Here is a 24,153-nt window from a genome sequence, read left to right on the forward strand (position 1 = left end):
ACGCGGATCAGAAGCGAAGCTTCGCCGAGATCGAGAGATAGCGTCCCAGAACATCATAAGTGCTCGGCAGCGTGTTGGACTGCTCGCCGTTACCGCCGGTCTGCTGGCTGATAACGAAGGGCGGACGCTTGTCGAACAGGTTCGACACAGTGCCGGTGAGGCTGAAATTATCCGTGATGTCGGCCGCGAGGGCCAAATCGAAATAATTGAAAGCCTTGATCTTTTCCACCGCATAGGTGGTGTTCGGATCATCATCGCGCACGCCGCCCGTGTAACGCCATTGCACCGAAGTCGTTATCTTACCGAAGTCGAGAGTAGTGCGGAGAGAATGGCGCCACTTCGGAATCGGCTGGCCCGACGGCACCGAAGTGCTGCACGCCACGCCGAACTTGCCGACGCATTCATTGACGATCGGCACGCCCACGACGGGCGTGAAGTCATATTTGAAAACGCGCGTGCCGTTGAAGTTCAGCGACAGTTTCGGTTCATCGCCGGCAATCGTGAACGGCAGCGGCGTGGTGTAGCCCAACGAGATATCCAGACCGTCGGTCTTGAGACCACCCGAATTCTGGTTCTGGTCGACGATCCGTTCCACCTGACCGAGCGAGTTACGCGAAACTAGGTCACAGAAGGACTGAATGCCCTGGTCAAAACAGCCCGCAAAGATATTGCCTTGGCCATAAGGGCTGATGAAACCCGTGATCTTGATCTTGTAATAGTCGATCGTCGCGCTGAAGCCGGGCAACAGGCCAGGCGTCAGGACCGCACCGATGGTGAAAGTCTTCGACTTTTCTTCGCGCAGGTTCGCATTACCCGACTGGAACGAAGGCGGATTCACCAGGTTCGAGTCGTTGATATTGTTAAGTGCGTCTGCTTGCTGATTCGCAGGCAGGGCACGGATCGCGTCATAAACCGACTGTGGCACACCATTAGCTACACAGGCACCTTCCAAGCTGCTTCCGAGCACACCGGCATTGCCGCACGGGTCGCTCTGGCCGTCAAAGCTGACGGTCTGCCCCAGATACAGCTCGTTGACGCTGGGACCACGGATCGCGCGCTGGAACTGGCCACGGAAGCCAATGCCCTTGACAACTTCAAGCTGCGCGCCTGCCGCCCAGGTGAACACATTGCCCGGCGCGTTCGAATAATGCGTGAAACGCGCCGCGCCGTTGACTTCGAACCGCTTCACGAAGGTATCGGCCAGAAGCGGGATGTTCACTTCGCCGAAAAATTCGCGAACGCTGTAGCCGCCCGAGGTAGGTGCGCCGGGGTTGAACCCGCCGACATTACCCGATGCCAGGAAGGTGTCGGGCGTGGTGCTGCCCCGTTCCGAACGCCATTCCGCGCCGAGCGCGACGCCGACGCCGCCCGCGCCGAGATCGAACAGGCTGGAGTTGGTGAAGGCGACGCTGGCGACCTGGGTGGTATATTCCTCCAGATTGGTCGCGCCAATGCCCAGATAGGCGGCCGCGTCGGAGGAAAGATTACCCGTGCCGAAGAGATTCGCCGGAGCGCAGCCCGCCTGACGCGCATCGGCCGAAGAGCAGACAAGCGTGCCGCCATTGGGTTCACCCGCGAACGGGAAGGGCGAGATGTTACCGGCCGAATCCTGGAAAGCGGTACGAGTCGCAGCCAGGAAATTGGTCAGAGCAACATTGCCCGTCTGACGCTGGGAATTCTTGGTCCGGGCATACATGTAGTAGCCGTCATAGGACCAGCCCGCTCCCAGGTCGCCTTCCGCACCGACGACGATCCGGAAAGCGCTGCGATCATCCTGATTGAGGCGGCCGCCCAGGCCCAAGGTGCGGAAACCATAGGCCGGGACGCTGACATAGCCATCGCCATCCGTATCAAGACCGTTCAATGCAGCCTGAAGTTCAGGCGAGAAGTAGGGCGAATTCGCCTGGATGTCGAAAGCGCCCAGCGACCCTGCGTTCACGCCGGTGCCAAAGGGGGTGGAGTTGCCCAGCGGCGTCGCGGCAAGCAGGTTGTCAACGCGATTGTTGACATATTGCGCTTCCATATAGGGCTTGAAGATGCTGCTCACCTCATATTGCGCGCGCGCGGAGATGAGGAAGCGTTCCTGCGGAACCTGCAGATAGTTCGCGGGATTGGTGTTATAGGCGTTGGCCGATGAGTCATATGCACTCGGGCTGCCATCCGGGTTGAAGAAGATTGCACTGTTCGGAAGTCCCAGCGCGGCATTCAGGCCGGGAACCTGGATACGACCCTCAGGGATCGAACCGGAACCGCCGGGGCTGAAAGTGCCGTCCTGGTTATCGTTGAAACTGTCACGCGACCAGCTACGTTTGCTGGCGAAGATCGCCTTGCGCTTGTAATAATCGAGCGAAAGCGTGACGTTACCGCGGTTGTCATCGAAATTGGCGCCGATGGTGCCATTGATGTCCCAACGCGCGCCATCGCCACGGCTGCTGAGCTCGTATGTCGAATTGAGTTCGATGCCTTCAAAGTCGCGCTTCAGGACGAAGTTGACGACACCGGCGATCGCGTCCGACCCGTAAACAGCCGAGCGGCCACCCGTCACCACGTCCACGCGCTCAATCAGCGCCTGCGGAATGGTGTTGAGGTCGACGACCTGATTGACGTCATAGGACATGTAGCGGCGGCCATTGACCAGCACCAGCGTACGCGAAGTGCCAAGGCCGCGAAGGTCGACGGTCGCGATGCCGCCGCCGGGATTGTTCGACGTGCCCGTCGACGAACCCATGACCTGCGGCAGATCGTTGAGGACGCTCTCGACATTGGTCTGGCCCTTAAGCGCAAACTGCTCGGCCGACACCACCGCGATGGGGCTAGCCTGGTCGAGGTCCGGCCGCGCGATACGCGAACCGGTAACGATGATGGTAGCTTCGCCTTCGTCGGCGGCCCCGCCCTGTGCAAATGCAGCAGCAGGAAGCATCGCGCCCACAATAAATGGCGCAACACCGGCGCGCAGAAGCGCGGTTTTCGAAAGTTTCTTCACGGTCCAGTCCCTTGCTCTGGAGTGAAAGCAGTTTCCTGCCCCCATTATGGTCCTAAGGAGAGATATGCCCGACAGCGTTCCCCTTGTGGATTGGCGGAAATTGCGCGGGACTGGGGTCATCTGTAAAGCGCGCTCACAGCGCGCGCACTGCTTTTACAGCGGGCTGTATCATAAATGCAACAAACTGGCGCCGGGGGGCAAAAATCGGAGAAAGCAATATTATTACAACGTTCCCGGGTGACCATATTCATTGCTGCGGACGACGGAGTTTTGCTTGACCGATTATGCCATTTCCATGGTTTTTCGGGCTCTTTGACACCTCTCTTGACGCAGGGAGCTTCGGGTGCTTGCTAGCTCCGGCATTTGCCGGGAAGCGATGGAGAAAGCCGTTGACCAAAACATCACACGTCCTTGTTCTTGCCATCGCCTTCGGCCTGGCGTTGCAAAATGCACGCGCTGCGCCCCCTCAACAGCCTCGTCCCGAAATCTTCACCGATCTGCTGAAATGCCGCGACATTGCAATGGATTCACAACGACTCGCTTGTTTTGATCGGCAGGTCGCCGATATGCAGGCGGCATCGGATCGCGATGAAGTCGTGATTTTGGACAAGGCTGAATTGCACAAAACGCGGCGGACGCTTTTTGGTTTTTCCTTTCCAAAACTGCCTTTCCTTGACGGCGACGATGATGCGAAAAAGGAAGAAGAAGGGTTTTCCCGTATCCAGACCACCATCGCCTCGGTCAAAAATCTTGGTTATGGGAAATGGCAGATCCAGTTGGAGGACGGCGCACAATGGATGACGACGGAACCCATCATCCGCCGCACTCCGAAAGCGGGCATGACGATAGAAATCCGCCGCGCCAGCATGGGCAGCTTCATGGGCAAGATCGAAGATGATCGCGCCGTGCGGATGAAGCGCGTCGGCTGAGTCGTTTCATTCTGCCGACGGCATCGCCCCCGCCAGCAACAGCGGGTCGATCCGGGCGTCGTTCCACTTCATGCTCCAGTGGAGATGCGGACCGGTGGCGCGGCCGGTCGCGCCGATGGCGCCGATCATCTGACCCTGACGCACCTTGTCGCCTGCCTTCACGTCGATCCGCGACAGGTGCAGGAAGGCGCTGTTGAGGCCGTGGCCGTGGTCGATCATCAGCAGATTGCCCTCCAGCGTGAAGGGCCTGTCCGCCGCGAGGATCACCACGCCGCCGGCCGGGGCGACGACAGGCTCCCCCGTCGCGCCCGCCACGTCCACGCCGCTGTGATAGGCGGCCGGCGTGCCCTGATAGATGCGCTGCGCACCGAACAGGCCGGAGATGCGGCCCCGGCGCGGCCAGATGAACGTCTGCCGCCAGCCCTGCGCGTCCGTGATCGTGGCGCGGGCGGCGGCGATGCGGTCGAGTTCGGGCTTGCGGATCGCCATGAAGGCTTCCGTGTTTTTCGTGGGACGCATGGGGGCGTTGATGCGCTCCAGACGCCAGGCGCGCGGCGCGATGGTGAGCGGGCGCTCCATGACGCGGCCATCGGCGAGGCGCGCGGTGAGGCGTGCCTGCGGGCCTGCGTCGCGGTCGAAGGCGATGAGGAAGCGGCCATCCGATTCGACCGGGACGGGCCGACCATCGAGGCGCAGGTCCACCGTTCCGGGCGGCGCGGTGCCCCGCAGCGCGCCGCCCTGCGTCATTTCACCCGACAGGCGGAAATCGGAGGCGGCGGCGGGAAGCGGCGGCGCGGATGGCGCTGCGGTCGCGGCCAATGCCAGGATGGCGGCGGCCGCCAGGAAGAACTTCATCCTTCGCCGCGGGCTTTCAGCTCGGCGCGGGCGGAGATTTCGGCGCTGGCATAGGGTTCCTGCCGCGATATGCTCCAGTAACGCAGATTATCGAGCGCGATCTTCTGCCCGGTCACGGCGCAGACGACATGATCGCCCGCCTGCAACACGCGGAAGCTGTAGGGCATATAATGCAGCCGGGCGGCGCGGTCGCGGTTGGACATCAGCATTTCAGGCGGCCTCTTACACGGGTCGGGGGCGTCAGGAAAACAGATCCTGTTGCCGGATTTCCTCTTCGCTACGCGGTTTGCGGGGCGGGGGGGACGGAGTCGATATAGCCGCAGGGGCGGGCTTCTCAAGAGGCGGCGCGCCATCGACGGCGGCGTCCACCTCTCCATCGCGGAAATGGAGCGTGACCTGCCCGGCGGCGCGGGCGGCGGTCGTGTCGCGGATCAGGTGGCCGCCCGCCATGACACGCGCGAACCCGCGCTGGAGCGGCCGGTCGGGATCGAGCGAGACGAACAGGCGCGAGAGGCGATCGAAAGCGGTGGAACGGTCCGCCAGCGCGCGGGCGAGATAGTCGGGACGCAGCTTCAGCCTGTCCACCCGTTCCCTGGCGCGGCTCACATATTGCTGGAGCAGCGCGGGGCGAAGCGCCCCGCCTGCCTGGCTGAGATGCGTCCGGGCATCGGCAAGGCGGTGGCGCAGGCCGCTGGCAAGCGCGTCGGAAAGCTGGTCGAGCCGCTGCCGCTGGGGCGCGAGCAGCGTGTCGGGCGTGGGCATGAGCCGCGCCTGCATCTCCAACCGCTCGCGCGCCTGCGCCGCACCGCGCCGGACGGCCCGGTCCATGCGGAGGCCCTGTTCGCGCAGCATGGCCAGCAGCTCGGCGCGGACCGGCACGGCCATTTCGGCAGCGGCGGTAGGCGTGGGCGCGCGCATGTCGGCGGCGTAATCGCAGAGCGTAGTGTCCGTTTCATGGCCCACGGCGGAGATGGTGGGAATGGTGCATTCCGCCACGGCGCGGACGACGATTTCCTCGTTGAAGCTCCACAGATCCTCTATGGAGCCGCCGCCGCGCGCGACGATGACGAGGTCGGGGCGGGGCAGCGGGCCGCCCGCAGGCATGGCGGAGAAACCCCGCACGGCGCGGGCCACCTGCGCCGCCGCGCCTTCGCCCTGCACCAGCACGGGCCAGAGCAGCACATCGGTCGGGCAGCGGTCCGACAGGCGGTGGAGGATGTCGCGAATCACCGCGCCGGTGGGCGAGGTCACGACGCCGATGGTGCGGGGCAGGAAGGGCAAGGGGCGCTTACGGTCGCGGTCGAACAGGCCCTCTCCCGCCAGCTTCGCCTTCAGCTTTTCGAGGAGCGCCATCAGCGCGCCCTCCCCGGCCAGTTCCATCCGGTCGATGACGATCTGATATTTGGAGCGGCCGGGATAGGTGGTGAGCTTGCCGGTGGCGATCACCTCCACCCCGTCCTGCGCGGCGAAGGCCAGGCGGGCGGCGCTGCCCTTCCACATCACCCCGTCGATGACGGCATTGTCGTCCTTGAGGCAGAGATAGAGGTGGCCGGACGCCGCACGCTTGAAACCGGAAATTTCGCCGCGCAGGCGGACATGGCCGAAACGGTCCTCCACCGTGCGCTTGAGCAGCGAGGACAATTCGCTCACGGACAGCGGCGGCGCGTTGTCCCCCGCCCGTTCCTCCGCTAACAGGCGACCCGAACTGTCATAGGCATCGAAATCCGGGGACATGGGCGACATGAATATCCTTCTGCTTGGCGGCGGCGGCCGCGAACATGCGCTGGCGTGGAAGCTGGCGCAATCGCCGCGCCTCAAAACGCTTTATGCCGCGCCGGGCAATCCGGGCATAGCGCAGCATGCGACGCTGGTCGACCTCGACGCGAAGGATCATCGCGCGGTCGTCGATTTCTGCATCCGCCATTCCATCGGGCTGGTGGTGATCGGGCCGGAAGCGCCGCTGGTCGACGGCCTCGCCGACAATCTGCGCGCGACGGGGACGCCGGTGTTCGGGCCGGGCAAGAAGGCGGCACAGCTGGAAGGGTCGAAGGGCTTCACCAAGGATCTGTGCAAGCGCGCGAATATCCCCACCGCCGCCTATGAACGCGTGACCAGCAAGGACGGCGCGATCGCGGCACTGGACGATTTCGCGCTGCCGGTGGTCATCAAGGCCGACGGGCTGGCGGCGGGCAAGGGCGTCATCATCGCGGAGACGCGGGAGGAGGCGCTGGCGGCGCTGGATACCATGTTTTCCGGTGCGTTCGGCGCGGCGGGCGAGGAAGTGGTGCTGGAGGAGTATATGCGTGGGGAGGAAGCGAGCTTCTTTGCGTTGACGGACGGGAGCGCGATCCTGCCCTTCGGCTCCGCACAGGATCACAAGCGCGTGGGCGACGGCGACACCGGGCCGAATACGGGCGGCATGGGCGCCTACAGCCCGGCGCGGGTGCTGACGGCGGAGCTGGAGCAGCAGGTGATGGAGCGGATCATCCAGCCGACCGTGGAGACGCTGGCCGCCGAGGGGACGCCTTATTCGGGCGTGCTCTATGCGGGGCTGATGCTGACGGACGAAGGGCCGAAGCTGATCGAATATAATGCCCGGTTCGGCGATCCGGAATGTCAGGTGCTGATGATGCGGTTCGACGGCGATCTGGTGGAATTGCTGCTGGCGGCCGCGGACGGGAGGCTGGCCGATCAGGGGCCGGTGGAACTGGCGGATCGCACCGCGCTCACCATCGTCATGGCGGCGAACGGCTATCCGGGGACGCCGGAAAAGGGCGGCGTCATCACCGGGATCGACGCGGCGCAGGCAGGCGGCGCGCGGGTTTTCCATGCGGGCACGACGGAAAAGGACGGCGCGATCATCGCGACGGGCGGCCGCGTGCTGAACGTCACGGCGACGGGGCAAAGCGTGCGCGAGGCGCAGAAAGCAGCCTATAAGGCGGTGGACGCGATCGGCTTTCCGACCGGCTTTTGCCGCCGCGATATCGGCTGGCGGGAGGTCGCGCGCGAGGAAAGCGTGGCCTGATTGCCCTTGTCCCACGGGTCAAGCTGCTCTTAAATAGGGTAAAGGGTAGAATGGGAGACGGAAGGGATGCAGGAATTCTTCATTGACTATGGCCTGTGGCTGCTGATCGCGCTGCTGGTCATCATCGGGATCGTTTTCCTGCTGTCGGGCAGGCAGAAGGCGGATCAGGCGGACGATGCCGCATCCGCCGCGCCGGTCGAGCGGAAACCGGCGTCGCTGGCTTCGCCTTCCGCGCCCAAGCCCGTCGCCGAGCCGATGCCGGTTGTGCCGGTGGATGTCGAAGCCATCGTCCCGCCAGCGCCGGACACCAAGCCCGAACCCGTCGCCGCGCCGGTGGAAACGCCGCCCATCCCGGTGTCGCCCGCCGTCACCGCGCCCTCTGAAGGACCGGACGATCTGCTGAAACTCAAGGGCGTGGGGCCGAAGCTCAACATGCTGCTGATCGAACTGGGGGTCACGCGCTTTGCCCAGATCGCGGCGTGGACCGACGCCGATCTCGCCGCCATCGACGCGAAGCTCGGCAATTTCAGGGGACGGCCGGTGCGCGATCAGTGGATCGATCAGGCGAAATATCTCGCCGCCGGGGATGTTGCCGGATTCGAGGCCAAATACGGCAAGATCTAACGCATCGCGCGCGCTAGGGTTTGCTACCCAAAATCTCCCGCGCGCGCGGCGTCAGGCGCTCTGTCGCCGCCGCGTGGATGCCGGGCGCGGTGCACAGCAGGCCGAAGGCGGCGGGCCGGGGCTGGTTATAGGATAAAGGCGCGCCCAGCGCATCGGTGACGATCGCGCCCGCTTCCTGCGCGATAAGGCCGGCGGCCGCGATATCCCATTCATTGCCCCATCGCACGGTGGCGACAAGGTCCGCTTCGTCCGCCGCGACCATCGCCATGCGCAGCGCGATGCTGTTGGGCTTTTCCACCGTCACCAGATCGCGGTCGATGCGGGGAAGCTGATCGGCGGGGACGCGCGCACGCGCCAGCACCGTGCGCGATCCGGCCTGCAAACGGATGCCGTTGCGCGTCGCGCCCTGCCCCGCCTGCGCGATCCACAGTTCATTGCGGGCAGGCGCGGCGAGCACCCCGGCACGCACCGCGCCATCCTCCACCAGGGCGACGGACACGCACCAGCCGCGCCGCCCGCGCAGATAGTCGCGCGTGCCGTCGATGGGATCGACCACCCAGACGCGCGATTGGCCAAGCCGATGGACGGTGTCGGCGGTCTCCTCCGACAGCCAGCCCGCCGAAGGATCGAGCGCGGAGAGATTCGCGCGCAGCATCGCGTCGAGTTCGATGTCGGCTTCGCAGACGGGCTGGCCGGGCGTCTTTTCCCACTGGCGCACCTGCGTGTTACCGCCGGCCCATAGCGCCAACGCCCGGTCGGCCGCATCGGACACGACCGACACCAGCGCGCGTATGTCCGGCTCAACCCCCTGCAACGGTCATCCCGTCGACGCGCAGGGTGGGCACGTTGATGGCATAGCGATAGCTAAGGTCGCTTGCCGGCGTCAGGGCGCGGAACATATCCTTCAAATTGCCCGCGATGGTGATTTCCGACACCGCCCGCGTCACCGCGCCATTTTCGATGAGGAAGCCCGCCGCCCCGCGGCTGTAGTCGCCGGTCACGCCGTTGACGCCCATGCCGATCAGTTCGGTGACGTAAAGGCCGCGCTTCACGTCCGCCATCAGGTCGCCCGGCGAGGCGCGGCCCGGCTCCATATGGACGTTGGACACGCCCGCGCCCGGCGCGCCGCTGCCGCCCCGGCTGGCATGGCCGGTCGGTTCAAGGCCGAGCTGCCGGGCCGAGGCGCTGTCGAGCAGCCAGCCGGTCAGGACGCCCGCGTCGATCAGCGCGCGGCGCGCGACGGGAAGCCCCTCCCCATCGAAGGGCCGCGACCGTAGGCCGCGCTGGCGCAGCGGGTCGTCGATGATGGTGACGGCCGAATCGAACAGCGCTTGCCCAAGGCTGTCGAGCAGGAAGCTGGACCGGCGGGCGATGGCCGGACCGACGATGCCGCCGATCAGATGACCGACAAGGCTGGAGCCGATGCGCGGATCGAAGATGATCGGCATGACCCCGCTTTCGATACGGACGGGGTGGAGGCGGGCGACGGCGCGATGGCCCGCGCGCTGGCCGACCTCCTCCGCATGGTCGAGGTCTTCGAGATGGCGGGCGCTGTGGCTGGCATGGTCGCGCTGCATGTCCGCGCCGGTGCCCGCGAGCACGCTGGCCCAGATGGAATGGCTGGTGCCCGCATAGGACCCCGCGAAGCCGTGGCTGGTGGCAAGCGCCATCTGGCTGCGCCCATTGGCAGCGCCGCCGCCTTCGCTGTTGGTGATGCCGGGGACGGCGCGGGCGGCTTCCTCCGCGATCAGCGCGCGTTCGCGCAGGGCGGCGGGTTCCGGCTCCTCTTCATCGGCAAGGTCGAGATGGGGCGGGCGCTTGCGGAGCAGGCGGTCTTCGGGGGCGAGGCCCGCATAGGGGTCGTCGGGCGCTTCGCGGGCCATGGCGATGCAGCGCTCGACCAGGGTGCCGAGCGTCGCGGGGTTCATGTCGGACCCGGAAATGCTCGCGGAACGCTGGCCCACGAAGACACGCAGGCCGATTTCCTCGCCTTCCGAGCGTTCCACATCCTCCAGTTCGCCCAGACGCACCGACACGGTGGTCGATGCGTTGCAGGCATAGATGGCGTCCGCCGCATCCGCGCCCGCCCGGCGCGCGGCCGTCACCAGATCCTGGGCGCGCGACTGGGCTTCTTCGAGGCTGAGCATGGAGGCGAGACGATCCTGAAAGATGGAAAACAGGTTCCGGCCCTTACGCGCTTGCCCGCGCGGGCGCAACGTGCGCGAGCCAGTGGTCGAGCAGATGCCAGGCGACCGCCAGCGGCGGCGGGGCGAGAAACGGCGCGTCGGGCCGCCCTTCCAGCGCGGCGCGGACCTGATCGGCATCGCACCAGATGGCGTCCTCTATCTCCGTCTGGTCGAGCGTCAGCGCATCGTCATCGGCCTGCGCGATGCAGGCGATCATGAGAGACGAGGGGAAGGGCCAGGGCTGGCTCATGACATAGCGGATCGAATGGACGGCGATGCCCGCTTCCTCCTTGAGTTCGCGGGCGACCGCCTCCTCGATCGTTTCGCCCGGTTCAAGGAACCCGGCGAGCGCGGAATAATGGCGCGGCGCCCAACGGTGCTGGCGGCCGACAAGGACGCGGCCACGATGTTCGGCCAGCATGATGACGACCGGATCGACGCGGGGGAAATGCTCGGTATCGCACCCTTCACACTGGCGCGCCCAGCCCCCCTTGTGCGGCGTCGTGGGCGAACCGCAGGCCGCGCAAAAGCGGTGGCGGGCGTGCCAGTCGACCAGACTGCGCGCGCCGGCATAGAGCGCCGCCTGATCGGGCGAAACCTCGTTCACCACCGCGCGGCTGCGGGCCGTAGGGGTGAAGCTGCCAGCCGCCCGGTCGATCAGGCGGGCGAAAACGGGGATGTGCGCCGGGTCGACGCCGAGGAGGACATAATCCTCCATCGCGGCGCCGGGGGGCAGCGGCTCCATGGCGAGCGCGCCGTCCGTGACCACAGGATCGAGGCCGTCCAGCAATACGCAAAGAGCCGCGGGGTCGGCGAAGGTTTTGGCCAGCAGCGCGGGATTGGAGCGAATTTCGTCCACGCGGTCCAATCTGCTGCCGACATAGCCGGGAAGTTGGCTTTCAGGAGCCTTAGCGCCGTACATCGTCGATCGTCTCCTTCATTGCCGCATCGGCCGCGCGGCGGAACAGCGTGGGAAGGCCGGCATCTTCCAGCCTGTCGAGCGGCCACCATTCACCCTGACCCGGCGGAAGGCAATCCCCGTTCACGCGGGCGACATGGACCATGAGGCCAAGCGAGAAATGGGTGAAGACATGGGTGACGGGATCGGCAAGGGCGCTCCAGCAGGCGGCGAGCGGCGGGGTCGCGGCGGGCGCGGCGGCGCTCCAGTCCGAGGACGGCAAAGCACGCATCCCGCCGAGCATCCCCTTGTCCGGGCGGCGGACCAGCCAGACATGGCCGTCCGTCCGCTCGATCCACCAGGCGTGGCCGTGGCGATGGGGCCTGGTCTTCTTTGCGGCCTTGACCGGGAAGGCGGCGGGATCGGCGGTGAGGAAGGCCGCGCAATCCTCCCGCAAGGGGCAAATGCCGCAAGCGGGGTTGCGGGGCGTGCAGATGGTTGCGCCCAGGTCCATCATCGCCTGCGCGAAATCGCCTGCGCGGGCGTCCGGCGTGATCCTGTCGGCGGCGGCGCGGATTTCGGGCCGGGCGGCAGGGAGCGGCGTGGCGATGGCGAAGAGGCGGGCGACGACGCGCTCGACATTGGCGTCCACCACCACGGCGCGGCGGCGGAAGGCGATGGCGGCGACGGCGGCGGCGGTATAGGCCCCCACCCCCGGCAGGGCGCGCAGCCCTTCCTCCATATCGGGGAAGGTTCCGCCATAATCGCGGGCGACGGCGCGGGCGCAGGCGAGCAGGTTGCGGGCGCGGGCATAATAGCCAAGGCCCGCCCATGCGGCCATCACCTCCGCATCGTCCGCCGCCGCCAGATCGGCAACGGTCGGCCAGCGGTCGGTAAAGCGAGCGAAATAAGGCGCTACGGCGGCCACGGTCGTCTGTTGCAGCATGATTTCCGACAGCCAGACGCGATAGGGATCGGCGGCTTCGTTCGATCCGGGCGGCGCGCGCCATGGCAGGCGGCGAGCGTGGACGTCGTAATGCGCGAGGAGGTCTTTCGCGATTTTCCTGTTGCTGCTCTCGACGCGCATGGCGGCGCTATGCCATTAAGCGAGCCATGACGGAACGTCCCGCAGCACCTAAAGCGAAAAATCGCGCCGAAGCAGCGGCGGAACGTCCCCGCGTGGGCGGCCCGCGACAGATCGCGGACCTGATGCCCGACATCGGACGGGCGGCTTTCCGCAAGTTCGGTTTCGTGCAGTCGAGCGTCGTCACCCGCTGGGCGGAAATCGTGGGGCCGCATTATGCGGATATTTCCGTCCCCGAATCGATTCGCTTCCCCGTGGGGCAGAAAGCGGGCGGGACGCTGCAACTGACGGTCATGAGCGGCCATGCGCCGATGATGCAGCATGTGATGCCCGACATCATCGAGCGGGTGAACCGCTTCTTCGGCTATAAAGCCGTGGCGAAGGTCGCGATGAAGCAGGGGCAGGTGCGGCCGAACGAGCCGGAACGCCGCCCGCCGCCGCGCAACCTGAAGCCCCTGCCGGTGGAGCTGGGCGATTCGCTGCGGGACATTGGCGACCCGGAATTGCGCGCGGTGCTCGAATCGCTGGCGCAGGGGATTGCCAATACGAGCGGCTTGCCCAAGATCAGCTAGGATCATTCCGCCTCCGTTCAGGGGGCCTGGCGTTATGGACATAGTCATGAACACGATTCGCCTGCTTGCCCTTTGCCTGCTCGCCATCCCCGCCACGGCCCTCGCCGCGCCTGCGTCGGTCAATTGGGTCGGCCATGTCGCGCTGTCGCCCATTGGCGGGCATGTGCTGGGCAATCCCGCCGCACCCACGAAGCTGGTCGAATATGTAAGCTACACATGCAGCCACTGCGCCCATTTCGTGGCGGAAGCGAGCCAGCCGCTGCGCGAGCGCTATGTGAAGGGCGGCAAGGTCAGCGTCGAAGTCCGCAACGCCGTGCGCGACAAATATGACCTGACCGCCGCTTTGCTGGCGCGATGCGGCGGGGCGAAGCGCTTTTTCGGCAATCATGAGGCGCTGTTCGCCAATCAGGACGCGTGGATGGACAAGCTGACCGCCTATGACAAGGACGGCGCGGCCAGGCCCGCCGACCAGAAGGCGGCTCTGCGCGAGATCGGGCGGAAGACGGGTCTCTATGCGCTGATGGCCAGGCGCGGCTTCACCAATGCCCAGCTTGACGGGTGCATCAACGATCCCGCTTCGATGAAGCAGGTGCTGGCGATGACCGACGAAGCATGGAACAAGGTGCAGATCACCGGCACGCCGTCCTTCACCGTCAACGGCACTCTGGTCCACGGGTCGGACTGGATGCGGTTGCAGGCCGCATTGCCCGACGCGCCGCAGTGATCTAGACCCTGCATAGGTAACAACATTCACTCACAACGGAGCCGATCGTCCCGTGAAAGCCCTGCCCGCCATTGCCCTTATCGCCCTTTCCCTGACGCTCGCCGCCTGCGGCAAGAAGGATGAAGGCGCCAAGCCCTCCGGCGAGCCGATCGCCGCCGTCGCCGCGCCCGCCGGCACGCGCTGGGCCGACACCGTCAACGAAACGCCCGACGGCTATTTCGTCATGGGCAATCCCGACGCGAAGCTGAAGCTGGTGGAGTTCGCGTCCTTCACATGCAGCCATTGCCGCGATTTTTCCGCCGAAGCGTCGGAAGAAATCCGCAATATCGTGAACACGGGCAAGATGAGCTATGAGCTGCGGACCTTCGTGCGCGACCCCATCGACATTTCGACGGCGTTGCTGGCGGGTTGCGGCGGCAAGGAGGTCTTCTATCCGCTGACCGAACAGTTCTTCGCCAATCAGAATGCAATGTTCGAAAAGGAGCAGGCGCTGGGCGACACGCAATATCAGCAGTTGATGAGCGCGCCGCCGCAGCAGCGTTTCGGCCAGTTGGCGAACGCCGTCGGGCTGGTGGATTTCGCCAAGCAGCGCGGCATTTCGGAAGATCAGGCGAAACAGTGCCTCGCCAACACCGCCGCCGCCGAGAAGCTGGCCAAGGGCGTTCAGGCCGCCAACGCGCAATATAAGATCGAGGGCACGCCCAGCTTCCTCATCAATGGCGTGCTGGTGGAAAATGTCGCGGCGTGGCCGGCGCTCCAGGCGAAGCTGAAAGAAGCGGGGATCTGATTGGCGGCGGGGGGGCTTCCTTCTTCACGGCCTGACCGGGCGGCGCGCCGCCCCGGAGAGCGGCCGTGCAGATAAAGCGCCTCAAGCTGTCCGGCTTCAAGAGCTTCGTCGACGCAACGGAGCTGCGGATCGAGCCGGGCCTGACCGGCATCGTCGGCCCCAATGGCTGCGGCAAGTCCAACCTGCTGGAGGCGATCCGCTGGGTCATGGGCGAATCCAGCGCCAAGTCGATGCGCGGCGGCGGCATGGAGGACGTGATCTTCGCGGGCACCGCGAGCCGCCCGCAGCGGGACTTCGCGGAAGTGTCGCTGCTGACCGTGCAGGAGCAGGGCGAGCTTTTTTCCGCCGTCGATGTGGGTGCGGACGGCGAACTGGAAGTCACCCGCCGGATCGAACGGGGCGCGGGCAGCGCCTACCGCGCCAATGGGCGCGACGTGCGGGCGAAGGACATCTCCCTCATCTTCGCCGATGCCGCCACCGGGGCGCATAGTCCCGCGCTGGTGAGCCAGGGGCGCATCGCCGCCGTCATCGCCGCGCGCCCGCAGGAACGCCGGGCCATGCTGGAGGAAGCGGCGGGGATTGCGGGCCTGCATGTGCGGCGCAAGGATGCCGAACAGAAGCTGCGCGCCGCCGAGGGCAACCTGACCCGGCTGGACGAGATATTGGCGGACATGGAGAGCCGCGCGGGCAGCCTGCGGCGGCAGGCCAAGGCGGCGGAACGCTATATCCGGCTGTCGGAACAGATCCGCGTGGCCGAGGCGCGGGTGATTTTCGCCCGCTGGCGCGAGGCGAGCGCGAGCGCGGATGCGGCGCGGGCCGAGGCGAAGCAGACGGAAGGCGCGGTCGTGGCGGCGCAGGAAGCGCAGATAGCGGCGGCGGCCCACGCGCAGGCTGCGGTAGAGGCTCTGGCGGAACGGCGTTCCGCCGCGCAGGCGGCGCGCGATGCGGCCAATGAGGCGGGGCACAGGCTCAACGCGCTCAAGAGCGAGCGGGACGGTGTGGTGCGGCGGATGCACGACCTTGCCACACAGGCGCGGCAGTTGGAGGAAGATCGCGAGCGCGAGGGGACGCTGGCCCATGACGCGGCGGAGGCGATGGCGCGGCTGACCGAGGAAGTCGCGACGCTCAGGGCGCGCATTGCCGGGACGGAAGCGATGATCCCGGACTTTGCAGCGCGGATCGGCAGGGCCGAGGATGCCGCGCGCGATGCCGAGGTGGAACTGGCCAAGGCGATGGCCTGCCAGGCGGGCGAGCAAGCGGAACTGCGCGTGGCCGAGGCGGCTCTGGCGGCGGCGCAGGGGCGGCTGGACCGGGCAGAACGCGATGTAGCAAAGCTGGAAGCAGAGGCCGATGCCCTGCCCGACGCCGCGCCGCTGGAAGCTAAGCGCGCCGAGGCGCTGGCCGCGCAGGAACGGGCCGGGCGGGACCGCGATACCGCCGAAGCCGTGATTGCGGGGGCCGATGCGGAGCGGCAGGCGGCGAGCGAGGCGCGAGCGGAGGCGGATACCGCCTTGTCATCCACGCGGGCCGCTTTGGCGGCGCTGGATAGCGAGGCGGCGGCGCTGAGGCGCGCGGTGGAGAGCGGCGCGGGCGGGAAAAGCCGGGCGCTGGACCGGCTGAAGGCCGCGCCGGGCTATGAACATGCGCTGGCGGCGGCGCTGGGCGACGATCTGGAAGCGCCGATCGGGGCCGACGGGCCGCGTTTCTGGGGCGGGGCCGAGCCGGCCGATGGCGACCCCGCCTTGCCTGCGGAATGCGCGGCTCTGTCCGGTCATGTGACCGCGCCGCCGGAACTGGCGCGGCGGCTGGCGCAGGTCGCCGTGGCGGAGCGTGACGCGGGGCAGGCGTTGGCCGTGGGGCAGAGGCTGGTGACGCGGGACGGAAAGCTGCGGCGCTGGGACGGCTATGTCGCGACGCAGGGCGGCGCGGCGGCGGCGGAGCGGCTGATTCGGCTCAACCGGCTGGAGGCGATTGCGGCGGCTCGCCCGGCAGCGGACAGGGCTGTCGAGGCGGCGCGGACGGCGCAGGGCGACGCGCAGGCGCGCGAGCAGGCGGCGGCGCAGGCTTTGGCGTCCGGGCGGGCGGCTCTGAGCGAGGCGGAGCAGCGATTGCGGACAGCCCTGCGCGCGGCGGACGAGGCCGGGACGGCGCTGGAACGGCTGGCCGGGCGGCGTGAAGGCATTGAGGAGCGGCTGACGGTCGCGCGGCGGGATCGCAATGTGGCGGCGCAGGAACGGCAAACGGCGCAGGCGGCGCGGGCCGCCATGCCCGATGGCGAGGAAACCCGCGCTCTGGTCGCCAGCCTGTCGCAGGCGAGCGAAAAGGCGCGGGCCGCGGTCAGCCAGTTGCAGGCCGACCGGGCGTTGGCCGACAGGGCGCTGAGCGGCGACCGCGAACGCATGGCGGCGGCGGAGGCCGATGCGAAGAGCTGGCAATCCCGTGCGGGCGAGGCCGGGAAGCGCATCGCGGCGATGACGAAACGCGGCGAGGATGTGGCCGCCGAGCAGGCGCGGATGGCGCGGGAGCCGGAGCGGCTGGCGGGCGCGATCGCCGCTTTGACCGAGCAAGGCGCGGCGCTGACGGAGGCGTCCGACGCCGCGCGCAAGGCCGAGGCCGAGGCCGAGGCGGCGCTGCGGACCGCCGAGCGGCTGGCGAGCGAGGCCGGGGAAGCGCTGGCGGCGGCGCGGGAAGCGCGGGCCACGGCAGTGGCGCGCGCGGAGGCGGCGGACGAGCGCCGGATCGAAACCAACCGCCTGTCGGGCGAGCGGTTCGAATGTCCACCGCCGGTGCTGCCCGAGCGGCTGGGCTTTGCCAGCGCCGACATCCGCATCGCCCAGACCGAACAGGCCGAGCATGATCGCCTCTCCGCCGAGCGCGAGCGGATCGGGCCGGTCAATCTGGTCGCGGCGCAGGAACTGGAAGAGCTGGACGCCACGCAGGCAAAGAGCCGGGCCGAGAGCGAGGAACTGGCCCAGGCGATCCACCGGCTGCGCGGCTCCATCGGCAGCCTCAATCGCGAGGGGCGGCAAAGGCTGCTGGCCGCGTTCGAGGCGGTGGACGGGCATTTCCGGCAGCTTTTCACGACGCTGTTCAACGGCGGTCAGGCGCATCTGGAACTGATCGACAGCGACGATCCGCTGGAGGCGGGACTGGAGATCATGGCGCAGCCGCCGGGCAAGAGGCTGTCCGCGCTGACGCTGCTGTCGGGCGGCGAGCAGGCGTTGACGGCGGTGGCGCTGATCTTCGGCCTGTTCCTCACCAATCCCGCGCCGATCTGCGTGCTGGACGAGGTGGACGCGCCGCTCGACGACGCCAATGTGGAGCGTTTCTGCGACATGCTGGACGCGATGGTGCGGCAGACGCGGACACGCTATCTGATCGTCACCCATAATGCCGTCACCATGGCGCGGATGCACCGGCTGTTCGGCGTGACCATGGTGGAGCGCGGCGTCAGCCGCCTGGTGTCGGTCAGCCTGGGCGGCGCGGAGGCTTTGCTGGCGGCGGAGTAGAGGCCCGCCTCAATCGCGGCGCACCCAATGTTCGATGCGGCGGAACAGGCCGCGCTGTGTCACTGGCTCGAACATCTCGTCGGGATTTTCCGGGTCCAGCACTTCATTGTCGGCCAGCCATTGCTGCACGTCATTGAGATTGGGCGTTTCATAGGGACGCAGGGTGCGGCCCGCCTTGGTCCGCAATTCCTCTATCGCCGCGATCAGGCCACGCTCGGCGATGAGGGCGGAGACGCGCTCTTTCGGCAGGTCGAGATGCTCGGCGATAAGGTCGTCGCGGATGGCGGCGATCGTCGCCTGCTGACCGTCATTGGCGGGCAGAGCCGTGTCGATCGACATGTCGCATTCGGTGTCGAGGCCAAGGGAGCGGTTGTTCATGTTGGAGGAGCCGACGCGGATCAGGCGGTCGTCGGCGATCAGAATCTTGGCATGGACATAGATCGGCTCGCCACGCGCGGTGAAGGGATGATAGAGGCGCAGGCGATTATAGGTATCGCGCGCCTTCAAAGCCTCGAACAGGCGGGCGCGGGCGGTGTCCATCGCCTGCTGCTCCAGCCAGCCGTCAGCCTGCTGCGGGTTGACGATGACGATTTCGGGACCGTCCGGATCGCCCAGCCGCGCCGCAAGGGCTTCGGCGATGCGGCGGGAGGCGAAATACTGGCTTTCGGCGTAGATGCAGCGTTTCGCCGCCGCGATCTGGTTGAGGTAGAGCCGTTCGATCTCCTTCACCGGCGGCTGGTCGTCCATTTCCGGCGCGGTGCGGGCAATGGCCACGTCCACGTCGCGGAACTGAACCGGCAAGGCATCCGGCCAGCAATCGTCGATGCCTTCCACGGGAGACAGATCGTCGCCCCCTGCCTCTTTCCAGCGCGCGCGGCTATGGTCGCCCAGCGCCGCCGCGACCGGCCCCTTGAGCGCGGTCGTCGCGTCGTGCCACGGGCCATAGGACGTGCCGTCGGGATGCCTGCGGCCCGGATCGTCGTCGCGATGGTGGCGCGTGTCCCAGCGGTCGGCGGTCATGTCGATGCCGCCGCAGAAAGCGAAGCAATCGTCGATCACCACGATCTTCTGATGATGGGACGCGCCGACCGGATGATGGCTGTCCAGCTTCACGGTGATCCGGGGATGCGCCATCCAGCGCAGCGTCGTCAGCAGGTTGGACGGGCGCAGCATCGACTTGAACGCGCCGGTGTCCCAGCGGAGCAGGTAGATTTCGAGGTCCGGCGTGCGCTCCACCAGCCAGCGGATGAAATCGCCGATGATGACAGGCGCGCCGTCCTTCGCATCCTCCTCGCGGATGAGGCTGATGCGGGCGTCGAAATCCCAGCCGATCAGCATGATCCGCTTCGTCGCTTTCAGCATCGCGGCGCGGGCGTGGCGGAAATAGGCGTCGGCGTCGATGATGACGCTGGCCTGGGTGGCGCGGGCGATGCGCCAGCAATCCTGGCCCTGGGTCGGGGCGCTCATGCGTTGCCGACCACGAGGCAGGCGAGGAACATGAGCAGTCCGGCGAAACGGTTGGAACGGAATTTGACGAGCGGGTCCGCGCCATCCTCCCTCAAGGTGCCGACCTGCCAGAGCAGATGCGCGGCCATGGGGAGGAGCGCGATGAGCGCCAGTAATTGCGGCCGGACCTGCCAGATGGCGGCGCTCCACAATGCGAGCGCGAGAAGATAGCAGAGCGTCACCCCGCCCCGCACATGGCGGCCCATGGACAGCGCGCTGGAGCCTATGCCGATCAACGCGTCATCCTCCCGGTCCTGCAGCGCATAGATGGTGTCATAGCCCACGACCCAGAAAATGGTTCCGGCATAAAGCAGAAGGCCCGGCAGGGTGAGCGATCCCGCCACCTCGCTCCAGCCCACGAGCGCGGCCCAGGAAAAGACGAGGCCGAGCCATAGCTGCGGCCATCCGGTGATCCGCTTCATGAAGGGATAGGCGGCGACCAGCGCGAGCGAGGCCAGCGCCACGACCTGCGCGTAAAGGCGCAGTTGCAGCAGGACGAGGAGGCCGATGAGGCAGAGCGCAAGGAGCCAGACCCATGCGGCTTTCAGCGACACCGCGCCGCTCGCCAACGGCCGCGCGGCGGTGCGGGCGACTTTCCGGTCGAGATCGCGGTCGACGATATCGTTGAAGACGCAGCCCGCGCCGCGCATGGCGATGCTGCCGAGCAGCAGCCAGAGGATCAGCGGCCATTGCCGCGCGCCGCCGGCCAGAGCCACGCTCCACGCGCCCGGCCAGAACAGCAGCCACCAGCCGATCGGCCGGTCCAGCCGCGCGAGCAGCGCCAGCGCGCGCGGCAGGGCGGGCAGGCGCGCGACGATGCCGCGGGCTTCGCTGTCGGGGACGATCTGTTCCACTTGCCGTTTCTCCGTTTGCGCGGCGCGTCTCGACTTCGCTCGACATGAGCGGCATTAGGGCGATGCCCGCGAAACGGAAAGACGCAAATGACCGCAACCCCCGCATGGCCGCCGCAAAGCGCGCCGCGCCTCTATGTCGAAACGCCGCTGGGCGAAGGGGTCGCCGTGCCGGTGGAGGGCAATGCGGCCCATTATCTGATCGGCGTGATGCGGGTGAAACCGGACGATGTGGTGCTGCTGTTCGACGGGCGATCGGGTGAATGGGCGGCGCGGGCGCGCGACATTCGCAAGCGCGATCTGGTGCTGGTCTGCGAGACGCGGACCAGGCCGCTGGAACATGTGCCCGATTTCTGGCTCTGCTGCGCCCCGATCAAGAAGGGACGCATCGACCTGATCGCCGAAAAAGCGTGCGAGCTGGGCGCGGCGAAGCTGCAGCCGGTGCTGACGCGGCGGGCGGTGGTGGACAGGCTGAACCTCGACCGGCTGCGCGCGCATCTGGTGGAGGCGGCGGAGCAATGCGGGCGGACGGCGCTACCGGAGCTTGGGGAGATGGTGAAGCTGGACGCGCTGCTGCGCGAATGGCCGGATGATCGCTGGCTGTTCTTCGCGGACGAGACGGGCGGCGCGCCTTTGGAGCAGGCTTTGCGGGCGCATCCCGGGCCGGCCGCTTTCTTGATCGGGCCGGAGGGCGGATTCGATCCGAGTGAGCGCGAAGCGATCCGCGCCGTGGCAAAAGCAGTTCCCGTCTCGCTTGGCCCGCGCATCCTGCGCGCGGAGACCGCCGCCATCGCCGCGACATCGGCCTGGATGGCGCTGAATGGGGATTGGCAATAGTTTCATTCCGCAATGGGATTGAAGCCCTTGCGCGCGCGCCCTATCTGTCGCGCTCGCGCTCGCTGTTTGACGCGCGTGGGGGAAGCATTAAGGGCGGGGGATGAGCACCAGAACCGACTCAGGGGGAAATGATCCCGTCATCGAAAGCCGCGACCAGCTGATCGCGGCCTTTGCCAAGGGCGAAAAGCCCAAGGATCGCTGGCGGATCGGCACCGAACATGAGAAATTCGTCTATTCGGCGAAGGATCATCATGCGCCGTCCTATGAGGAAAAGGGCGGCATCCACACGCTGCTGATCGGCCTTACCCGCTATGACTGGCAGCCGGTGTTCGAAGGCGAGAATATCATCGCCCTGTCCGGCCCCGACGGCACGATCAGCCTGGAACCGGCGGGACAGCTGGAGCTTTCCGGCGCGCCGCTCGAAAATCTGCACCAGACCTGCGCCGAAACGGGCCGCCATCTGGAACAGGTCAAATATGTGGGCGACATGCTGGGCCTGGGCTTCCTGGGCCTTGGCATGTGGCCGGACAAGACGCGCGACGCGCTGCCCATCATGCCCAAGGGGCGCTATGGCATCATGCTGCGCCACATGCCGCGCGTGGGGTCGATGGGCCTCGACATGATGCTGCGGACCTGCACCATCCAGACCAACCTCGATTATGGCAGCGAGGCGGACATGGCGCAGAAATTCCGCGTGTCGCTGGCGCTGCAACCGCTGGCGACGGCGCTGTTCGCCAATTCGCCCTTCACCGAAGGGAAGCCCAACGGATATCTTTCCTATCGCAGCCATATCTGGTCGGACACCGACCCCGGCCGCACCGGCATGTTGCCCTTCGTGTTCGAGGACGGCTTCGGCTATGAGCGTTATGCGGACTATGCGCTCGATGTGCCGATGTATTTCGTTTATCGCGATGGCCGATATATCGACGCGGCGGGGCAGAGTTTCCGCGATTTCCTTGCAGGCAAGCTCCCCGCCCTGCCCGGCGAAAAGCCGACCGAGAAGGATTGGGAGGATCACCTATCCACCGCCTTCCCCGAAGTGCGGATGAAAAGCTTTCTGGAGATGCGCGGCGCGGATGGCGGGCCGTGGAATCGTATTTGCGCGCTGCCTGCTCTGTGGGTCGGGCTGCTCTACGATCAAGGAGCGCTCGACGCCGCATGGGATCTGGTCAAGGACTGGACCATGGAGGAGCGGCAGGTGCTGCGCGATTCCGTGCCGAAGCTGGGCCTCGACGCGCCCATCGCGGGCGGGCGCAAGCTGCGCGACATTGCGGGGCAGGCGTTGGATATTGCGCGGAGCGGGCTGGCGGCGCGCGGGCGGCTCAACGCGGCGGGCGACAATGAAACAGGCTATCTCTCCGCGCTGGACGAGATCGTGGCGTCAGGCCGCACCCATGCCGAACGGCTGCTGGAACGCTATCATGGCGAGTGGGGCGGCGACATCAGCCGCATCTATGCCGAAGAAAGCTTCTGACCTTCATTCCGCCGGTTGAAGATCGCCTTCGACCGGCTTTTTCCGACCCGTGATCCACGCGAAGAAGCGCGGCACGGGCGCGTTGCGCTCCATCCATTCGCTATAGGCGCGATAATCGGGATCGGCGGAAAGATGCTTTTCCTCCGTCCTGGCGCGCCAGAAATAGACGGCATTGGTGGCCGCCAGCAGCGCGCAGTTGCGGACCAGATCGGTCAGGCTGCCTGAAACCGTGAGGAAAGGCAGCGAGGAGAACCACCAGAACAGATTCTTCGAGAGGTAAGCCGGATGGCGCGTCCAGCGATAGGGGCCATGCGTCAATATGCCGCGATGGGTGAGGTTGGAAAAGCGGATGCCGAAGGCCACCGTCGCCCAGGCATAGATGCCGGTCAGCAGCACCAGCCAGCCGCCCAGCAGCCATTGCAGCGCCGTGTGGCCTTGCGTCCACATATCCCATTCCGCGCCGCCCGCATGATAATCGAGCGGGCCGCCATTCCCCATCAGCACGAACGGTGGATAGCAGATCAGCGCCGCGACCCATCCGGCCAGATAGGGATTGGCCGTGCGGATGTGGGAATCCAGCGGCTTCATCGTCAGCATGTAGCCGACCGTCGCCATGCACACGTCGATCATGAACATGACCGCGATCAGGAACGCCGCCAAGGCTACGGGATGGGAAAAGGCTTCGTCGATCCGCCACTGGACGACATTGGCAAAATTGCCCGGCACGATGGACACCATGAAGGCGAGGAAGAAGCCCTTCACGGCCCATGCCCGCGCGTGATTGGCCACTTCGCGCATGTCGGGCGCGCCCGCAGATCCGCCGATCACCCATTGGCCGAAGGCGTAGCTGGCGTCGCGCGGCTCCACCAGCCGTCGGTCGAGCCAGATGACATAGGGGATGGAAAGAACCAGCAGCCAAGGCGCTACCGCCATGAACAGGTCCATCGCGAAACGGTAGTTGCCGTCCCAATACCAGCGCCCGACGCAGTAGAAGATGGCGATGGCGAGCCATGTCGCCCACAGGCCGGCGATCTTGACGAGGCTGATGTCACGCACCTCGCTCCACGGCCGCGCCGCGCCCTTCCAGTCGATCCCGGTGGACGCATTGCGGTGCACCTTGTCCACGATCAGCGACCATAGCACCATCGGCACCCCGCAGGCGGCCACGGCGGCAAGGCCCGCATTGGGACCGTCCATGCCATAATGCCGCGCGACCAGGGTCCACAGGCCAAGCCCGGCGAGGCCGGCCATGCCGACTCCATGGCTGACAGCGGATTTGGGACGGGCTTCGGCGGGCTTGGTCATGGCC

The 24,153-nt window shown here is 66.7% G+C and carries 20 protein-coding genes; 9 read left to right on the top strand and 11 right to left on the bottom strand.

The genetic code is table 11. The features are described 5' to 3' along the window. Positions 1-7: 7 nt before the first annotated feature. Positions 8-3,028: a TonB-dependent receptor domain-containing protein gene (locus tag IQ35_RS13175; protein WP_145074093.1), complete on the bottom strand. Its 3,021-nt coding sequence runs from the start codon at positions 3,026-3,028 to the stop codon at positions 8-10. Between the two features lie 344 nt (positions 3,029-3,372). On the opposite strand from IQ35_RS13175, the gene IQ35_RS13180 reads away from it, so the two are divergent. Beyond that, positions 3,373-3,912, top strand: a complete 540-nt coding sequence (locus tag IQ35_RS13180) for a hypothetical protein (RefSeq protein WP_021244422.1) — start codon at positions 3,373-3,375, stop codon at positions 3,910-3,912. Positions 3,913-3,918: 6 nt separating this feature from the next. Here the strand turns inward: IQ35_RS13180 and IQ35_RS13185 are convergent, their stop codons facing one another. Genes IQ35_RS13185 through xseA form a run of 3 tightly spaced genes read right to left on the bottom strand, consistent with a single transcriptional unit; the run spans position 3,919 to position 6,501 of the window. Continuing rightward, positions 3,919-4,767 carry a M23 family metallopeptidase gene (locus tag IQ35_RS13185; RefSeq protein WP_145074096.1) on the bottom strand — a complete coding sequence of 283 codons (849 nt, stop codon included), beginning with the start codon at positions 4,765-4,767 and terminating at the stop codon, positions 3,919-3,921. After that, positions 4,764-4,976 (bottom strand): DUF2093 domain-containing protein, encoded by a 213-nt coding sequence (locus IQ35_RS13190; RefSeq protein ID WP_021244420.1) that lies wholly within the window; start codon positions 4,974-4,976, stop codon positions 4,764-4,766. The genes IQ35_RS13185 and IQ35_RS13190 overlap by 4 nt, the downstream gene beginning before the upstream one ends. Before the next feature lie 31 nt (positions 4,977-5,007). Continuing rightward, positions 5,008-6,501, bottom strand: a complete 1,494-nt coding sequence (gene xseA / locus IQ35_RS13195) for an exodeoxyribonuclease VII large subunit (protein ID WP_145074159.1) — start codon at positions 6,499-6,501, stop codon at positions 5,008-5,010. 7 nt (positions 6,502-6,508) lie between these two features. Here xseA and purD point away from each other — a divergent pair, with 7 nt between their 5' ends. Together purD and IQ35_RS13205 are read left to right on the top strand one after the other, a co-directional pair. Beyond that, positions 6,509-7,792 (top strand): phosphoribosylamine--glycine ligase, encoded by a 1,284-nt coding sequence (gene purD, locus IQ35_RS13200; protein WP_145074099.1) that lies wholly within the window; start codon positions 6,509-6,511, stop codon positions 7,790-7,792. A 66-nt stretch (positions 7,793-7,858) separates the two neighbouring features. Then, positions 7,859-8,416: a hypothetical protein gene (locus IQ35_RS13205; protein WP_021244417.1), complete on the top strand. Its 558-nt coding sequence runs from the start codon at positions 7,859-7,861 to the stop codon at positions 8,414-8,416. Positions 8,417-8,429: 13 nt separating this feature from the next. On the opposite strand, the gene IQ35_RS13210 is transcribed toward IQ35_RS13205, so the two are convergent. From IQ35_RS13210 to mutY, 4 genes are read right to left on the bottom strand one after another with little or no spacing between them, the layout of a single operon-like run. Beyond that, a complete protein-coding gene (locus IQ35_RS13210) occupies positions 8,430-9,230 on the bottom strand; it encodes a 3'(2'),5'-bisphosphate nucleotidase CysQ (protein ID WP_021244416.1) in 801 nt (266 codons plus the stop codon). Further along, positions 9,217-10,563 carry a TldD/PmbA family protein gene (locus tag IQ35_RS13215; protein WP_145074102.1) on the bottom strand — a complete coding sequence of 449 codons (1,347 nt, stop codon included), beginning with the start codon at positions 10,561-10,563 and terminating at the stop codon, positions 9,217-9,219. Before IQ35_RS13215 ends, IQ35_RS13210 begins: the two co-directional genes overlap by 14 nt. A gap of 43 nt (positions 10,564-10,606) precedes the next feature. Further along, complete coding sequence (gene nudC, locus IQ35_RS13220) at positions 10,607-11,524, bottom strand: NAD(+) diphosphatase (RefSeq protein WP_145074105.1); 918 nt, start codon at positions 11,522-11,524, stop codon at positions 10,607-10,609. After that, positions 11,511-12,587, bottom strand: a complete 1,077-nt coding sequence (gene mutY / locus IQ35_RS13225) for an A/G-specific adenine glycosylase (RefSeq protein WP_145074109.1) — start codon at positions 12,585-12,587, stop codon at positions 11,511-11,513. Before mutY ends, nudC begins: the two co-directional genes overlap by 14 nt. A 26-nt stretch (positions 12,588-12,613) precedes the next feature. On the opposite strand from mutY, the gene IQ35_RS13230 reads away from it, so the two are divergent. The 4 genes from IQ35_RS13230 to IQ35_RS13245 all read left to right on the top strand — a co-directional run bounded on the left by IQ35_RS13230 (position 12,614) and on the right by IQ35_RS13245 (position 18,176). Then, positions 12,614-13,156: a DUF721 domain-containing protein gene (locus tag IQ35_RS13230; RefSeq protein WP_021244412.1), complete on the top strand. Its 543-nt coding sequence runs from the start codon at positions 12,614-12,616 to the stop codon at positions 13,154-13,156. A gap of 46 nt (positions 13,157-13,202) precedes the next feature. Further along, positions 13,203-13,880: a thioredoxin domain-containing protein gene (locus IQ35_RS13235; protein ID WP_145074112.1), complete on the top strand. Its 678-nt coding sequence runs from the start codon at positions 13,203-13,205 to the stop codon at positions 13,878-13,880. A gap of 52 nt (positions 13,881-13,932) precedes the next feature. After that, entirely contained in the window at positions 13,933-14,667 is a 735-nt protein-coding gene (locus tag IQ35_RS13240) for a thioredoxin domain-containing protein (protein WP_145074115.1), read from the top strand. A gap of 65 nt (positions 14,668-14,732) precedes the next feature. Beyond that, positions 14,733-18,176 carry a chromosome segregation SMC family protein gene (locus IQ35_RS13245; RefSeq protein WP_145074118.1) on the top strand — a complete coding sequence of 1,148 codons (3,444 nt, stop codon included), beginning with the start codon at positions 14,733-14,735 and terminating at the stop codon, positions 18,174-18,176. A gap of 9 nt (positions 18,177-18,185) precedes the next feature. Here the strand turns inward: IQ35_RS13245 and IQ35_RS13250 are convergent, their stop codons facing one another. After that, positions 18,186-19,643: a phospholipase D-like domain-containing protein gene (locus tag IQ35_RS13250; RefSeq protein WP_145074121.1), complete on the bottom strand. Its 1,458-nt coding sequence runs from the start codon at positions 19,641-19,643 to the stop codon at positions 18,186-18,188. Further along, a complete protein-coding gene (gene ubiA, locus IQ35_RS13255) occupies positions 19,640-20,536 on the bottom strand; it encodes a 4-hydroxybenzoate octaprenyltransferase (RefSeq protein ID WP_145074124.1) in 897 nt (298 codons plus the stop codon). The genes IQ35_RS13250 and ubiA overlap by 4 nt, the downstream gene beginning before the upstream one ends. A gap of 87 nt (positions 20,537-20,623) precedes the next feature. Between ubiA and IQ35_RS13260 the strand changes: the two genes are divergently transcribed. Then, the gene (locus IQ35_RS13260) at positions 20,624-21,370 is read left to right on the top strand and encodes a 16S rRNA (uracil(1498)-N(3))-methyltransferase (RefSeq protein WP_145074127.1); all 747 of its coding nucleotides are present in this window, start codon (positions 20,624-20,626) and stop codon (positions 21,368-21,370) included. A gap of 100 nt (positions 21,371-21,470) precedes the next feature. Further along, on the top strand, positions 21,471-22,844 hold the full coding sequence (locus IQ35_RS13265; RefSeq protein ID WP_021244404.1) for a glutamate--cysteine ligase: 1,374 nt from the start codon (positions 21,471-21,473) through the stop codon (positions 22,842-22,844). Between the two features lie 3 nt (positions 22,845-22,847). On the opposite strand, the gene IQ35_RS13270 is transcribed toward IQ35_RS13265, so the two are convergent. Continuing rightward, positions 22,848-24,149, bottom strand: coding sequence for a methyltransferase family protein (locus tag IQ35_RS13270; RefSeq protein ID WP_021244403.1), 1,302 nt, complete (start codon positions 24,147-24,149; stop codon positions 22,848-22,850). Positions 24,150-24,153: the final 4 nt, after the last annotated feature.

The organism is Sphingobium wenxiniae, assembly GCF_007830065.1.
Classification (GTDB): Bacteria; Pseudomonadota; Alphaproteobacteria; order Sphingomonadales; family Sphingomonadaceae; genus Sphingobium; species Sphingobium wenxiniae.